Here is a 13,007-nt window from a genome sequence, read left to right as displayed (position 1 = left end):
AACCTCCCCGTCAGTGTGGCGACGCATCGTTTCCTCCGACGCGCACCCCTCGACATGGAAACCCTATCGCCACCGTCAGGGGTTACCACGGAGGAACCGACGCGACACGCCGCGCAGCCACCGAGAAAGATCACCAACCGAGCCCAGGCACACCTCAGCCCGCGAAATCCTCCGGACGCACCTGCTCCAGGAACTCGCGGAACTTCTCCACCTCGTCCTCCTGCTCATCAGGGATAACGATCCCCGCCTCGCTGAGGACCTGCTCCGCACAACGAATCGGCGCACCAACCCGCAACGCCAACGCGATCGAATCGCTCGGCCGCGCCGACACCCGCACCCCATCGCCGATCAACAGATCCGCGTAGAAGACGTTCTCCTTCAGCTCGGTGATCTCCACCGCCTGCAAGGGCGCCTTCAACGCCGCCAACACATCCCGCAGAAGATCATGCGTCAACGGCCGGGCCGGCTTGACCCCCTGCTGCTCATAAGCGATAGCCGTCGCCTCGACCGCGCCGATCCAGATCGGCAGATAGCGGTCCCCCTCGACCTCCCTGAGCAGGACGATCGGCTGGTTGCTGGGCAGCTCCACCCGAACTCCGACCACGCTCAGCTCGCGCACCGCCGCCTCCGTGTCGTTGTCACCTACGCCGCACCGCGCCCTTCCCTGCACGGTACACGGACCGCAACACGGCCGTCCCATGCGCTACAGCACCACGCCCGCGCCGAAAAGGGGTTACCCCGGCAAGCCTACGGCACGCTTCCCGGAAGAGATCTTTCCGCTCAGCCGCCACCCACCGGGCACCCTCACCGACCCAACGTCGACCGCAGCCCCACCCGCACCAACGCCGCGTGCAACTGCTCCGACAACGCCACCAACTCCCGCGCCGTCTCCGCAGCCCGCGCCCGCGCCGCCGGATCACTCTGCCGCGCCAACGGCGCCACCAACTGCGCGAACAAACCGACCTCCCGGTCCGCCGCCGTCCGATAACCCCGCAGGTGCCGCGGCTCCAACCCGTACGCCGCCAACCCCGCCACCGCCGACGCGATGATCAGAGCATCCGCGTCATACCACCCCGGCGGATCCGACACCAGCACACCGAGCCGCTCCAACTCCACCAACGTCGACTCGTCGATCCCACTACGCGCCACCAGATCCACCCGGCCGAGCCGCACCTGCGACGACTCGGCCGGCTCCGCCAACTCACGACCCGGCACCGCACCATCGGGACCAACCGCCACCAACGCCGGCCGCGACCGCCCCGGCTGCTCACCGGACGAATCCCACTGGGCCAACTGCTCCCGGATCACCCGCAACGGCAGGTACTTGTCCCGCTGCGCGGTCAACACGAACCGCAACCGCGCCACATCGTCCCAGCTGTACTTCCGGTAACCCGCCGCCGTCCGCTGCGGCTCGACCAAACCCTCGGCCTCAAGAAACCGCAGCTTCGAAATCGTGGTATCCGGAAAATCCACCCGCAACTGCCCAAGCACCTCACCGATGCTCATCAGCGGCTCAGACCGAGCCGCCCCGGGTGACATGGAGGCCGCAGGCTCGTTCACCCCCGGCCGGCCTCCTCCTCCGGGCGCGGACCGGCGATGAACACCACCCGGAACTTACCGATCTGGACCTCGTCACCATTGCTCAACGTGGCCGCCTCAACCCGCTCACGATTGACGTACGTGCCATTCAGGCTGCCCACGTCCCGCACCGTGAACGTCCCACCATCACGGTGGAACTCCGCATGCCGACGCGACACCGTCACGTCGTCCAGGAAGATGTCACTGTCCGGGTGCCGGCCACTGGTCGTCACATCGTGGTCCAACAAGAACCGGGCACCCGCATTCGGACCTCGACGAACCACCAGCAGCGCCATACCCGGCGGCAACGAACCGGACATCCGGCTCGGCACCACATCGGTATCCGGCCCCTCCAGCACTTCGTCGAGCGAACCGAGATTGAGCGTCGAAGTGACGTCGAGTGGGGGGAACTCGTCGTCTGGCCGCGTCATGGGACCACCTCACGGATCTGTTCGGTCGGCGTCGGGTAATGGCGGGTCTGGCCGCCGGGCACTTGAACACCCGGCGGCTGGCTCCCCGTGCCCGGGAAGGCAATTCCGCAACGCTCAACTATTGGGTTCTCGGTCGACTGGGCGAGCCTAGCCAGCGCCGAAATGCAGGGCAACCGGACGCGCGCAGACATCCCACGCACCGGATCAAGCACACTCAGCCTTCGGTGATCTTCTGATACGCGGCCGCCGTCAGCAACCCATCCGTCGCAGTCGGATCATTCGGCGTGATCTCCACCAACCAACCCTCACCGTACGGATCAGTGTTGATCAGCTCAGGCGTGTCAGCCAACGCGTCGTTGCGCGCCGCCACCGTACCGGCCACCGGCGCGTAGATCTCCGACACACTCTTGGTCGACTCGATCTCACCCAACGAGTCACCGGCCGCGACCACCGCACCCGCCTCGGGCAACTGCACGTACACGATGTCACCGAGCGCGTCCTGCGCGAAGTGGGTGATGCCGACCCGGACCGAAGCCGTGCCGTCACCCGCCACCCACTCATGCTCGGCGGTGTATCGCAGATCCTCGGGAATCACCAGACGCGTCCTTCATCCATCGGTGCCCCGGACCACCCGGGTCCGGCGCGGCCGCGCCGGTCAGGAGACCGGACGGGCGTGTTCCAACTTGATCGGCACGTGCAGCGCCGAAACCTCGGCAACCTCACGCTCCCCAAACGTCACGTTACCGCCGTCACCCCGGACCGACGCCACCACCCCACCAGGAATGTTCAACGCCGTACGCATCGTCGCCGGATCACCGATCACCGTGATCGTGTACGGCCCCGACAACCGACGCCCCTCCACCATCAACGACCCGTTGTCCCTATCGTCGAGGAAGTACGTCGACGCGATGATCCGCACCGTCGCCCGATCCCCACCGGAGATCTGCATCGCCTCGGCACCCGCACCGCGCAGCTCCTGCACCGCGTCCAACACCCGGTTCGCCGAGATCGGCTTCACCCCGGCGTCGAACTGCACAGTCAACCCCGGACCCACCGCCGGCAACGTCCCCGCCAGGATGCCCAACTCGTCCGCCCGCCGCGTCGCCTCATCCAACGCCGCCTGACGACCCTGCTCACCCGAGCGCAACTGCCGCTGACTGTCCTCCAGAGCCCGGATGTCCTGCTGCAGGCGGTTCTCCCGCGCATCCAGATCCGACAGGATCCGGACCAGGTCCTCCTGCCGGGTGGCACCCAGCGTCGGGTCCGTCGACGTCGTCTTCAACTGCACGACCAACGTGAACCCCAGCAACGCCAACAACGCGGCGATCATCACCCCGGCCGTACTCACCCGGGACCGACCAGCCACCACCGGCGCCACCGACTCCCCCACCGGCTCCGCCAACCCGTCGGAATCCGCGACCGGCTCCCCCGACCGCGACACCGCGCTCAGGTCCACCGTCGCACCATCGTCGACCGGCTCCACGCCCGGCTCCGCCGCAGGCTCGTCATCCGACGGCTGCGCCGGCCCCTGCGGCGCCAACGGGCTCAACTCATCCGGATCCGGCGCATCCGGCCGCGGATCCGGCTCACCCGCCGGCCCAGCCGGCCGCACCGGACCCGCCGGCTGCGGCCACCCGGTCCCCGTGTCGGTCTGCTCGTCACTCATCGCAACCCAACCTACGCCCGGAACAGGTGCCGACGGATCGCCGCCACGTTGCCGAAGATACGCACACCCAACACAACCACCACACCGGTGGACAACTGCCCACCCACCCCCAACTGGTCACCCAGATACACGATCAGACCAGCCACCAGCACGTTCGAAATGAACGACACCACGAACTGCTTGTCGTCGAAGATGCGGTCCAACCGGGCCCGCACCCCACCGAACACCGCGTCCAACGCGGCCACCACCGCGATCGGCAGGTACGGCTGCAACGCCGCCGGCACCGTGGGATCAAGCCACACGCCCAACACCACACCGGCGAGCAACGCCAACACCGCGATCATCGGCCACCTCCGGAGGGGCTAACAGTCGTCGCCGGACCGGACGACCCGGGACTGCCGGAACGGACACCCGACGCGGAAGGGCTCGGACTGACCGACGGCTTGGCGTAGCGTAGCTGCGGCTCCGGCGCCGCCGGCAGGGTGAGGTCATCCGCCTCCCGCACACCGAACGACAACCCCGTCCCCTGCGCGACCTTCCGCATCAGCGCCGCGTTCCGGCTGTCCTCGAACTTGCGCCGCATCGAACCCGGCCCGATCGCCGACACCTCGAACGGCCCGGTCACCGGCCGGAAATCCACCAGCATCGCCTCACCCGCCGACCGGATCGTCGACGTCGACGTCAACCGCTGCCCGTTGATGGCGATCGCCTCCGCGCCAGCACTCCACAACGCGTTCGCCACACCCTGAAGGTCGCTGTAGAGCACCCGCGGGGGCCCAGCGCCGGCACCGGTGACCGCGTCCGCCTTGTCCGGCGCGTCCGCCAACCGCACCACCACACCATCACCGCGCACCCGACCCAGCCCGGTGCTCGCCTCCAGGTTGCGCAACCGGGCGGCAGCCGACCCGCTCAACGCCGCGTCCCGCTGCCGACTGACCTCCTCGCGCAGCTGGTCCGCCTGCGTGGACAACCGATCGGTCTGGCTCTCCCGCTCCTTGATCTGCGCCACCAGACCCGAACGGGCCTGGCTGCGCCCCGGCTCGTCCGCCATCGTCTGCCGGTACGCGACCGCGAACAGGAAACCGAGCATCACCACCACGACCAGGCTCACCGACCGCGCCGGCAGGGCCCGCCACCCCCGCGCCGGAGCCGACTCCGCCGAGCGCCGACGCGCCGCAGCCGCGTCCGCGTACCCCGGATCCAGCGGGTTGCGGAACAGCTCGGTGAGGAAATCCGGCGCGTACACCCGGTCCTGGCCGGGTTTGCCCAGCCGAGGCGCGCTCACGCCGCCGCTCCCGGACCGCGCGCCGCGCGCACCAGCCGGGCCGCCTGCACCACGTACATCCCGCCGGCCACCCAGTACAGCACCAGCCCCCACCAGGCCAACGCCCAACCGATGGCGCTCGCCGCCGTCGCCACGTCGGTCGCCGCGCTGGCCAACAGCAGCACCGGGAACGCCGCGAGCAGCAGGAACGTGGCGGTCTTGCCCACGTAGTGCACCGGCGGCGGCCCGTACCCGTAGCGACGCAGCACCGCCAGCGAGGCCAGCAGGAGCACCTCACGGGCCAGCAGCGCCGCGGTGAACTGCCACGGCACCACCTCCCGCACGGTGAAGGCGACCAGGGTGGCGAGGATGTAGAGCCGGTCGGCGAGCGGGTCGAGCAGCTCGCCCAGGCGGCTGACCTGGTGCAGGCGGCGGGCGATCCAGCCGTCGACCCAGTCGGTGGTGCCGCCGATGGCCAGCACCACGACCGCGGCCACGTCGGCCCGCACCACCAGGAACAGATAGAGGAAGAGCGGCACGCCCAGCAGCCGCCCGAAGCTGATCAGGTTGGGCAGGGTGAGGACCTGGTTGCCGGGAGTCTCGTCACCGGTGTCCCGCGGTTGCTCCGCCCGAGCCGGCCGACGCGACACCGATCCTCCTCCACGGCACGCGGGCCCCCGGCCGGCGCCGGGCGCGGCTGAGGGTCGTACGCGCTGTCGGGCCGACCAGCGCCGGCTCTCCCCTGCGGCCCCGGGCGGGGCCCCTTCCCCTGATGCGGCCCGCGATCTCGATGATCGCGGGCCGGGTAGGTGCGCTGCCACTATATCGGGCTTCCTCTCGCTGGCAGGGCGCCGCCGCGGGCTGTCGGTGCGGCTGTGCCGCACTGTGGCGTGGATCACCACGCCTAAAGCGTCCTAGGATACTAGTGGAAGGGGGGACGGCGCTCAGGCCGTCTGGACGGCGGGCTCGGTCTGCTGCTCGGGAACCGAGGTCGCCGCCCGAGCGAACCCGGCGAGCGCCAGCAACAGCTCGTGCTGCATCCGCACCGGCATCCGGTCCAACACCGCCTGCACCGCGCGCTGCCGCCGCTCGGCCAACTCCCCCAACAGGGTCAGCGCCGCAGCGGTCGGCACCAACCGCACCTCACGCCGGTCACGGGGATCGGCCACCCGACGCAACAGCCCGGTCGCCTCCAGCCGGTCGCACAGGCGGCTCGCCGAGGAGGGCACCACGTCCAGCAACTCCGCCAAACCGTTGACGTTGGTCTCCGGCCGACCGCTGATCAGCGTGAGCACTCTCAGCTGGGTGGGCGGCACCTGATGCCGCGACGCGGCAGACTCCAGCACGGCGATCAGCGTCCCGGCGGCCGCGTCGATCGCCGCGGCGAGATCCGCAGGTCGCTCCACCTGATGTCCCCTGCCGTCGTCGCGCTGGTGCCCGCCCGGCAACGCGGCGGCGAATCTCACCCCGTGCCCCGTTCGCGCGGACCGTGCCAGTCCAGACAGACCACGACGGCGTCGTCGCGCAGATCGGAATCCGCGTGATAGGCGTGCAGTTCGCGCATCACCGTACCAACCGCCTCGGCCGGCGGCTGCAGCCGCGTGGCGCGCAGGGACCGAGCCATCACCCGCTGCCCGTACGGCTCCTGACCCGGCGGCTCGGCGGCCCACACCCCGTCACTGACCACGAAGAGCCGGTCACCCGGGGCGAGTTGCACCTCCTGAAGCTCGTAGCGGGTCTCGGCGAACATGCCCAGCGGCAGTTGCTGATCGAGCTTCATCGGCTCGACAGTGGACCCCCGCATCCGCAACAGATGGGGGGAGCCCGCGTCGACGGCACGCACCCGGCCGAGGCGAGTGTCCAGCTCCAACAGCAGGGTGGCCACGTACCGGGCGCCCCGGTGTTGGTAGAAGACCGTGTCCGAGGCCAGCTCGGCCTGTTCCACCAGGCCGCCACCGGAGCGCCGCGCGTTGCGCATCGCGTTGACAGTGACGGCGGTCAACAGGGACGCCGCCAGCCCACTGCCCTCGCCGTTGAGCACCGTCACGGTGAGACGGTCGCCGTCCAACGACCAGTCGAAGTGGTCGCCGCCGACTGTGTACGCCGGTTCCAGCTGGCCGGCCAGATCGAACGCGTGGTGCGACACACCACGACCGGGCAGCAGGTCCCACTGCATCTCGGCGGCCATCGTCAGTCGCTCCCGACGGCGGGCCCGCCGGTAACGGTCGGTCTCCCGGTCCGCCGCGCGCATCGCCACCGCCAGAGCGCCGGCGATGTCCGTCGCCCGACCGGTGACCGTCGCGTTGGGTACGGTCGGAAGCTCGATCAGCAGCACACCAAGCCGCTCCCCCCACACCGTCAAGGGCAGGTAGAGCCGGCAGGGGCCATCACCGTCGCGTACCGGCTGCTGGCTGCTGAAGCAGCGCTGCGCCATGGTGTGGCAGGCCAGGAAGCCGCCCGCCGGCAGGTCCGGGTCCAGCACCGGCCACAGGCCGCTGATCCGGTAGTCGGCGACGAAGACGTCGGTGCGCAGCGCGCCCATCGTGGACCGGATCGCCCGGTCCGCCGCCTCCGCCAGCTGGTCGGGCGGCGCCTCGCGCAACGCGCGCGACACCACGTCCGGCGCGTCTACCATCGTCGCCCTCCCCAGAAGCTTGCCATAGGGCAAGCATCATACGGACGCCCCCGGACAGACGATCGGCGCGGTCAGTCCTCCGCGCGGGTCGCGAGCACACCGTGAAACGCGTCGGGCACCCGCGCCGGCGGGCCGTCCGGCCGCCACTCGGCGACCGGGACGATCCCGTCCGCCGTCGGCGCCCACCGACCCAGCAGGGGCGCGAACGCCGCCGGTGGACGCATCCGGAACTGCGGCCCCATCATGGCCAGCGCCTGCGGATGACAGGCCAACTCTTCGGTGTCGAAGTCCACAGCGAGCAGGCTGCCCGGCGCCGCGGCAGCGTACAACTCGTCGAGGGTGCGGGTCAGCGTGGCGTCGTCGAGGAACGCGGCCAGGCCGAGGAAGACCACCCCGACCGGCCGCCGACCCCAGCCCGGCACGAAACGGTGCAGTTGGGCCGGGTCGATGGTGCCGATGTCGGTCGCGTCGCCGAAGCCGTAGCCGGCCCGGTCGCTGCCGGCGAGGATGCTCTGCCCCAGTCGGATGGTGACCGGGTCGACGTCGGTGTAGAGCACTGTCGCCTCGGTGGCGACCTCGTGCACGTTGCCCATCGTCGGCACCCCGGCGCCGAACACCAGGAACCCGTCAACGCCCTGCTCGGCCATCTCCCGCACCGCCCGGCCCAGGAACGCCCGCAGCTCGCCGAACACCGGAGCGCACGGGCCGTACGCCTGCTCGAACGCGTTCGCGGCGGCCACGTCCACGGGAAAGTGATGCTGCCCGCCGAGCCAAAAGTCGATCATGCGAGCGGTGCTCGGCTGGTCTGGTTCACCCATCGGCGGCGCTCCCTCCCCGGTCGTCGCCAGCGTACCGACCGGGACGTGCTCAGCGGTATCGCGGCGCGAGGGCGTCCGGGCCCGCGATACTGGCCGCGAGCGGGAGGTGGGCGGTGAACTCAGCGAACAACGCGGCGGTGGTGGTCGGCGTCGACGGCTCGGAGTCGGCGCTGCGCGCCGTGCGTCTCGCCGCGACCGAGGCGGCGCGCCGGCACCGACCGCTGCGGGTCGTGCACGGCTTCATTTGGCCGCTGCTGCACGTACCGGTCTCCCCCGCCCCGGACGCGCCGCCCGGCGGTGGGCTGCGCCACCAGGCCGAGGAACTCGTCGAGGCCGCCGTGCGCGAGGCCGAGGCGACAGTGCCCGGGATGTCGATCTCCGGCGAGATCATCGACGGTGAGGCCGCAGCGGTGCTGGTGGGCGAATCCCCCACCGCCGCGCTCATAGTGCTCGGCGACCGCGGGCTGGGTGGGTTCTCCGCCCTGCTGGTCGGCTCGGTCGCGGTGCAGGTCGCCGCGTACGCCGACTGCCCGGTGCTGGTCGCGCGCGGCACGCAACGACCCGACGAGCCGGTCCTGGTCGCGGTGGACGGCTCGGACGCCTCCCGGCGGGCGGCGGACTTCGCCGCCGAGACCGCCGTGTCGCTCGGCGTGCCGCTGGTGGCCGTGCACGCCTACCGACACCCCGGCAGCAGCGGCCCGGGCGACATGCAACCCCTGGTGTACGACGAGGCGAAGCTGCGCGGCGAGCAGGAGCGGATGCTCGCCGGGTGGCTGACCGGGCTCACCGAGGACCACAGGGGTCTGCGGTTGACCTGCCAGGTGGTGCACGGCCGACCCGGCACCGTGCTCGCCGAGGCGTCCCGCTCCGCCCAACTCGCCGTCGTCGGTGGGCGCGGGCGCGGCGAGGTGACCGGGTTGCTGCTGGGGTCGGTGAGCCAGTCGATGCTGCACCACGCGCAGTGCCCGGTGGTAGTGGTCCGCGCGCCCCAGTAGCGGCGCCGGGGTTGGTCCGCCGCCAGACGGGTAGACGGCCGCGGTACGCCCAGCGGACGGTGGGCAGCACCAGGTGCCCAGACCGACGAAGGAGGCACAGATGCCAGGACCACGGCCGGGCAGTAACGCGTACGACAAGCAGCGCGCGCGGTTGCGCAACGCGATCGACGACTCCGGGCGTCGAGTACCCGACGGCAAGGCCAACCAGGTCGCGAACCGGATCCTCCAGGAGGATCGCGGTCAACGGGGCGTGGTGCGCGGTGAGCGGACGTACGGCCCGAAGAGCGAGCGCGAACCGGGCGACCCGAAGTGAGGACTGTCGACGTTGCCGACGGCGCGATCGCGGGCGCCGTCGGCAGCACCGCGCTGAACGTGGTCAGCTACCTCGACATGGCGCTACGGGGACGGCCGGAGAGCGACGTCCCCCAGGAGACCGTCGACCGGCTGGCCGGGATCGCGCACGTGGACCTGGGGAACGGGGCCCGGGCGGCCAACCGCCGCTCGGGCCTCGGGCCGCTGATCGGTTACGGGCTCGGCGTCGCCGCGGGCGTCGGGTTCGCGCTCTACGCCGGTGGTCGACGTCAGCCGTTGCCGGTGGCCACCGGTCTGCTCGGCGCGGGCGTGATGACCATGACCGACGGGTCGATCACCGTGCTCGGGATCAGCGACCCGCGTACGTGGCGGCGCTCCGACTGGATCTCCGACATCATCCCGCACCTCGCGTACGGACTGGCGGCCGCCGCCACCTGGAACAGGTTGCGGCGGCCGCCAGCCCGCGGTCGCTAGCCCATCGGTCAGCGGGTGTCGCTGTCGTCCTCGGCCACCGGCTCGCCGGCCGGGCCGTACGGCGACACCTGCCCCTTGGGCACCGGTCGACCGGCGTCCCCGCGCGACGTCCCACTGTTGAGCGGGTGCCCGGTCGGCTTGGGCCCCTTGCTGTCCTGGCTGGTGGCGCCCTTGGCGTTGCGCCGGAACTCTTCCTGCTGCGGATTGACCACGGGTGTCTCCCTTCCGGGTACGGCAGGCGGCATCGACCGCCTCCACGCCTCGGCATACCCGCCCGCCCCGGTGGCATTCCGGCCACTGTCAGCGGTGCGACGGCTACCGAGTCCCCAAGTGGGTAACCCGACGGGGTGGGCAATGATCGAACTGTGGTGCGGGTGCTGCTCGACCGGCGTGGCCGCACGTACGCGGAGGAGGCCGGCATCCGGCTCTCCGACCGGCCGGGGCCGCTGTATCAGCTGCTGGTGCTGACCACGTTGCTGAGCACCCGGATCCGCGCGTGCGTGGCGGTGGACGCCGCGCGGGAGCTGTTCGCCGCCGGCTACCGCACTCCACAGGCCATGGAGGCGGCCAGTTGGCAGGAGCGCGTCGACGCGCTGGGCCGGGGCCACTACCGCCGCTACGACGAGCGGACCGCCACCATGCTCGGCACCGGCGCCCGGCTGTGCCTGGACCGTTGGCACGGTGACCTGCGACGCCTGCACCGGGAGGCCCAGGGCGACCCGACCGGGTTGCGGCGGCGGCTCACCGAGTTCCCCGGCATCGGCCCCACCGGCGCGGACATCTACCTGCGCGAGGCGCAGACGGTCTGGTCGGACGTGCGCCCGTACGCCGACCGTCGGGCCCTGGCCGGGGCGAAGCGGCTGGGTCTGCCGGGGTCCCCGGACCGGCTCGCCGGTCTGGTCGACGAACCGGACTTCGGCCGGCTCGCGTCAGCGCTGGTGCGGGTGGCGCTGGGTGAGGAGTCCGCCGGTGAGGTCACCCGCGTCGCCGCCCGCTGAGGCGCTCACTTGACCGTCTTGTCCCCCGGGCGGGTCAGGTGCCACACCAGCAGCGCGGCGAGCAACGCCAGGACCACCACCCCGCCGGAGATGCCACGGCCCTCCTCGGGGCTGCGGCCGGCGCTGCCGAAGTAGATCACCGCGAGGCCGGCCAGCACCGTGACGAACGTACGCAACCCTCGGTCCTTCACGTCTGGCACCGTAGGCGTACCGCGTTCCCCGTTTTGTCGATTTGGGCATTTTGTCAGTCTTCTGGGTGACGGCTCAGCGCTCGGTGACGAACCCGCAGAGCCGCACCCTGCGCACCGCCCGGTCGGCGACCTCCACCACCTGCAGGGTCAGCCCGGGCAGCCGCACCGTCTCACCCGGGGAGTCCGGCAGGTGCCGCAGTCGGGCCAGCACCAGACCAGCCACCGTCGTGTAGTCCCGGGACAACGGAAAGCTCAGCCGCACCCCCAGGTCGGGCAGGTCGTGCAGCGGAAAGTCACCGGGCACCAGCAGCGACCCGTCCGGTTCCCGGACGACCCCGCGCACGTCCCGGTCGGTCTCGTCGTACAACTCGCCAACCACCTCGGCCAGCAGATCCTCCATGGTGACCATGCCGTCGATGCCCCCGTGCTCGTCGACCACCAGGGCCAGTTGCTGATGCTCCTGGCGCAGCTGACGCATCGCGTCGGCGACCGGCAGGGTCACCGGCAACAGCAGCGGCGCCCGGACCCGCTCGCCCACCGGGGCGGTGCCGGCCCGCACCAGGTCGCGGATGTGCACCACCCCGAGCACCTCGTCCAGGCCGCCGGGGCCGGTGACGGGAGCGCGGGACCGGCCGGCGGCGGCCAACTGTCGGACCCCCTCGTCGGCGGCCAGACCGGCCGGCAGCGTGGTCACCTCCCGCCGGGCCACCAGGATCTCCCGCAGCGTCCGGCCGGCGATGTCGAACGCGCCGGTCAGGATCTCCCGCTGCTGGGCCGACAGGCCGCGCTGGCTGGCCAGCATCTCCCGCAGCTCCTCCTCGGTCGTCTCCTCCCGGTTCGCCCGCGGGTCCCCACCGGCGAGCCGCACGACCGCGTCGGTGGCCCGGCTGAGCAGCCACACCGCCGGCCGGGACAGCCGAGCCAGCAGATCCAACGGGCCGGCGCTCAGCAGCGCCCAACGCTCGGCCCGCTGCATGGCCAGCCGCTTCGGGGCCAACTCCCCGAGCACCAGCGTGACGAACGTCAGCAGCACCGTCACCAGCAGCACCGCGGCGGGACGCGCCGCCCCGCCGAGGAAACCCAACGGCCCGACCAACGGAGAGGCCAACGACACCGCTGCCGCCGCCGAGGCCAGGAACCCGGCCAGGGTGATGCCGAGCTGAATCGTGGCCAGGTAACGGTTCGGGTCGCGAGACAGCTGCACCAACCGGTCGCCGGCACGGCTGCGCCGACCCAGCCGCCGCAACTGCCCCTCCCGCAGGGTCACCAGCGCCATCTCGCTGCCGGAGAGCGCGGCGTTGACCAGCACCAGCACGGCCACCAACGCCAACTGCCCGAGCTGACCGCCCATCGCGTACCCCCGTCCGCCGTCTGAGGTCACTCAACCGCAGCGGGGCGCGGCGCGGGCCCGGTTCGCGACCGCGCCCCCGCTCAGTCGACCTCCAGGTCGTCCAGAGAGATGGCGTGGGTCATCAGCCACCGGGCCAGCGCCGACATCCCGAACAGCCACAGCGGCACCGACTCGGTGGGGCCGTTGGTGGCGTAGATGGCGAAGCGCAGGTCCGGCGCGCGGTACGCCTCGATCCGCCACCGGTGCTGCCGGTCCCGCCAGACCGCCGAAGGGTCCATGGCGTCACCGTAGGTG

Annotated in this window: 19 protein-coding genes; 4 read left to right on the top strand and 15 right to left on the bottom strand. The window is 71.4% G+C overall.

Annotated elements, in window-relative coordinates:
* Window positions 1–154 precede the first annotated feature (154 nt).
* The 11 genes from KBX08_RS13505 to KBX08_RS13455 all read right to left on the bottom strand — a co-directional run bounded on the left by KBX08_RS13505 (window position 155) and on the right by KBX08_RS13455 (window position 8,392).
* Window positions 155–619 carry a bifunctional nuclease family protein gene (locus tag KBX08_RS13505; protein ID WP_030327706.1) on the bottom strand — a complete coding sequence of 155 codons (465 nt, stop codon included), beginning with the start codon at window positions 617–619 and terminating at the stop codon, window positions 155–157.
* A gap of 185 nt (window positions 620–804) precedes the next feature.
* Entirely contained in the window at window positions 805–1,506 is a 702-nt protein-coding gene (locus KBX08_RS13500; RefSeq protein ID WP_210783828.1) for a MerR family transcriptional regulator, read from the bottom strand.
* A gap of 50 nt (window positions 1,507–1,556) precedes the next feature.
* Window positions 1,557–2,009, bottom strand: a complete 453-nt coding sequence (locus tag KBX08_RS13495) for an FHA domain-containing protein (protein ID WP_007071101.1) — start codon at window positions 2,007–2,009, stop codon at window positions 1,557–1,559.
* A gap of 214 nt (window positions 2,010–2,223) precedes the next feature.
* Entirely contained in the window at window positions 2,224–2,604 is a 381-nt protein-coding gene (gcvH, locus tag KBX08_RS13490; RefSeq protein WP_091397961.1) for a glycine cleavage system protein GcvH, read from the bottom strand.
* Window positions 2,605–2,664: 60 nt separating this feature from the next.
* The gene (locus KBX08_RS13485) at window positions 2,665–3,675 is read right to left on the bottom strand and encodes a DUF881 domain-containing protein (RefSeq protein ID WP_210783826.1); all 1,011 of its coding nucleotides are present in this window, start codon (window positions 3,673–3,675) and stop codon (window positions 2,665–2,667) included.
* A gap of 11 nt (window positions 3,676–3,686) precedes the next feature.
* The gene (locus KBX08_RS13480) at window positions 3,687–4,019 is read right to left on the bottom strand and encodes a small basic family protein (protein WP_030327710.1); all 333 of its coding nucleotides are present in this window, start codon (window positions 4,017–4,019) and stop codon (window positions 3,687–3,689) included.
* A complete protein-coding gene (locus KBX08_RS13475) occupies window positions 4,016–4,960 on the bottom strand; it encodes a DUF881 domain-containing protein (protein ID WP_210783824.1) in 945 nt (314 codons plus the stop codon). The genes KBX08_RS13480 and KBX08_RS13475 overlap by 4 nt, the downstream gene beginning before the upstream one ends.
* Window positions 4,957–5,589: a CDP-alcohol phosphatidyltransferase family protein gene (locus tag KBX08_RS13470; RefSeq protein ID WP_210783822.1), complete on the bottom strand. Its 633-nt coding sequence runs from the start codon at window positions 5,587–5,589 to the stop codon at window positions 4,957–4,959. Before KBX08_RS13470 ends, KBX08_RS13475 begins: the two co-directional genes overlap by 4 nt.
* Window positions 5,590–5,883: 294 nt before the next feature.
* Entirely contained in the window at window positions 5,884–6,345 is a 462-nt protein-coding gene (locus KBX08_RS13465) for a MarR family transcriptional regulator (RefSeq protein WP_210783872.1), read from the bottom strand.
* A 56-nt stretch (window positions 6,346–6,401) separates the two neighbouring features.
* Window positions 6,402–7,574: a PP2C family protein-serine/threonine phosphatase gene (locus KBX08_RS13460; RefSeq protein ID WP_210783820.1), complete on the bottom strand. Its 1,173-nt coding sequence runs from the start codon at window positions 7,572–7,574 to the stop codon at window positions 6,402–6,404.
* Between the two features lie 71 nt (window positions 7,575–7,645).
* On the bottom strand, window positions 7,646–8,392 hold the full coding sequence (locus tag KBX08_RS13455) for an SAM-dependent methyltransferase (RefSeq protein ID WP_210783818.1): 747 nt from the start codon (window positions 8,390–8,392) through the stop codon (window positions 7,646–7,648).
* 113 nt (window positions 8,393–8,505) lie between these two features.
* On the opposite strand from KBX08_RS13455, the gene KBX08_RS13450 reads away from it, so the two are divergent.
* The 3 genes from KBX08_RS13450 to KBX08_RS13440 all read left to right on the top strand — a co-directional run bounded on the left by KBX08_RS13450 (window position 8,506) and on the right by KBX08_RS13440 (window position 10,173).
* Window positions 8,506–9,387: a universal stress protein gene (locus KBX08_RS13450; protein ID WP_210783816.1), complete on the top strand. Its 882-nt coding sequence runs from the start codon at window positions 8,506–8,508 to the stop codon at window positions 9,385–9,387.
* 100 nt (window positions 9,388–9,487) lie between these two features.
* A complete protein-coding gene (locus tag KBX08_RS13445; RefSeq protein WP_088948250.1) occupies window positions 9,488–9,700 on the top strand; it encodes a phosphatidylethanolamine-binding protein in 213 nt (70 codons plus the stop codon).
* Entirely contained in the window at window positions 9,697–10,173 is a 477-nt protein-coding gene (locus KBX08_RS13440) for a hypothetical protein (RefSeq protein ID WP_210783814.1), read from the top strand. The genes KBX08_RS13445 and KBX08_RS13440 overlap by 4 nt, the downstream gene beginning before the upstream one ends.
* 8 nt (window positions 10,174–10,181) lie before the next feature.
* On the opposite strand, the gene KBX08_RS13435 is transcribed toward KBX08_RS13440, so the two are convergent.
* Complete coding sequence (locus KBX08_RS13435; RefSeq protein WP_210783812.1) at window positions 10,182–10,385, bottom strand: hypothetical protein; 204 nt, start codon at window positions 10,383–10,385, stop codon at window positions 10,182–10,184.
* Between the two features lie 135 nt (window positions 10,386–10,520).
* Between KBX08_RS13435 and KBX08_RS13430 the strand changes: the two genes are divergently transcribed.
* Entirely contained in the window at window positions 10,521–11,171 is a 651-nt protein-coding gene (locus KBX08_RS13430; RefSeq protein WP_210783810.1) for a hypothetical protein, read from the top strand.
* A 5-nt stretch (window positions 11,172–11,176) separates the two neighbouring features.
* Here KBX08_RS13430 and KBX08_RS13425 read toward each other — a convergent pair whose 3' ends face one another.
* The 3 genes from KBX08_RS13425 to KBX08_RS13415 all read right to left on the bottom strand — a co-directional run bounded on the left by KBX08_RS13425 (window position 11,177) and on the right by KBX08_RS13415 (window position 12,991).
* Entirely contained in the window at window positions 11,177–11,362 is a 186-nt protein-coding gene (locus KBX08_RS13425; protein ID WP_036410487.1) for a hypothetical protein, read from the bottom strand.
* A 73-nt stretch (window positions 11,363–11,435) separates the two neighbouring features.
* On the bottom strand, window positions 11,436–12,713 hold the full coding sequence (locus KBX08_RS13420) for a hemolysin family protein (protein ID WP_210783871.1): 1,278 nt from the start codon (window positions 12,711–12,713) through the stop codon (window positions 11,436–11,438).
* Window positions 12,714–12,793: 80 nt separating this feature from the next.
* Window positions 12,794–12,991: a hypothetical protein gene (locus KBX08_RS13415; RefSeq protein WP_030327722.1), complete on the bottom strand. Its 198-nt coding sequence runs from the start codon at window positions 12,989–12,991 to the stop codon at window positions 12,794–12,796.
* Between the last annotated feature and the right edge of the window lie 16 nt (window positions 12,992–13,007).

Source organism: Micromonospora sp. H61, from assembly GCF_018070325.1.
In the GTDB taxonomy this organism is placed as follows: domain Bacteria; phylum Actinomycetota; class Actinomycetes; order Mycobacteriales; family Micromonosporaceae; genus Micromonospora; species Micromonospora salmantinae.
Note: the sequence above shows the minus strand (reverse complement) of the source record. Positions and strands in the feature narration are given on the sequence as shown.

Bases quoted from the DNA above. Each gene is read 5' to 3' on its own strand.
- KBX08_RS13500 (WP_210783828.1), bottom strand. From the start codon at position 1,506: ATGAGCATCGGTGAGGTGCTTGGGCAGTTGCGGGTGGATTTTCCGGAT.
- KBX08_RS13495 (WP_007071101.1), bottom strand. From the start codon at position 2,009: ATGACGCGGCCAGACGACGAGTTCCCCCCACTCGACGTCACTTCGACG.
- KBX08_RS13485 (WP_210783826.1), bottom strand. From the start codon at position 3,675: ATGAGTGACGAGCAGACCGACACGGGGACCGGGTGGCCGCAGCCGGCG.
- KBX08_RS13480 (WP_030327710.1), bottom strand. From the start codon at position 4,019: ATGATCGCGGTGTTGGCGTTGCTCGCCGGTGTGGTGTTGGGCGTGTGG.
- KBX08_RS13460 (WP_210783820.1), bottom strand. From the start codon at position 7,574: ATGGTAGACGCGCCGGACGTGGTGTCGCGCGCGTTGCGCGAGGCGCCG.
- KBX08_RS13455 (WP_210783818.1), bottom strand. From the start codon at position 8,392: ATGGGTGAACCAGACCAGCCGAGCACCGCTCGCATGATCGACTTTTGG.
- KBX08_RS13445 (WP_088948250.1), top strand. From the start codon at position 9,488: ATGCCAGGACCACGGCCGGGCAGTAACGCGTACGACAAGCAGCGCGCG.
- KBX08_RS13420 (WP_210783871.1), bottom strand. From the start codon at position 12,713: ATGGGCGGTCAGCTCGGGCAGTTGGCGTTGGTGGCCGTGCTGGTGCTG.
- KBX08_RS13415 (WP_030327722.1), bottom strand. From the start codon at position 12,991: ATGGACCCTTCGGCGGTCTGGCGGGACCGGCAGCACCGGTGGCGGATC.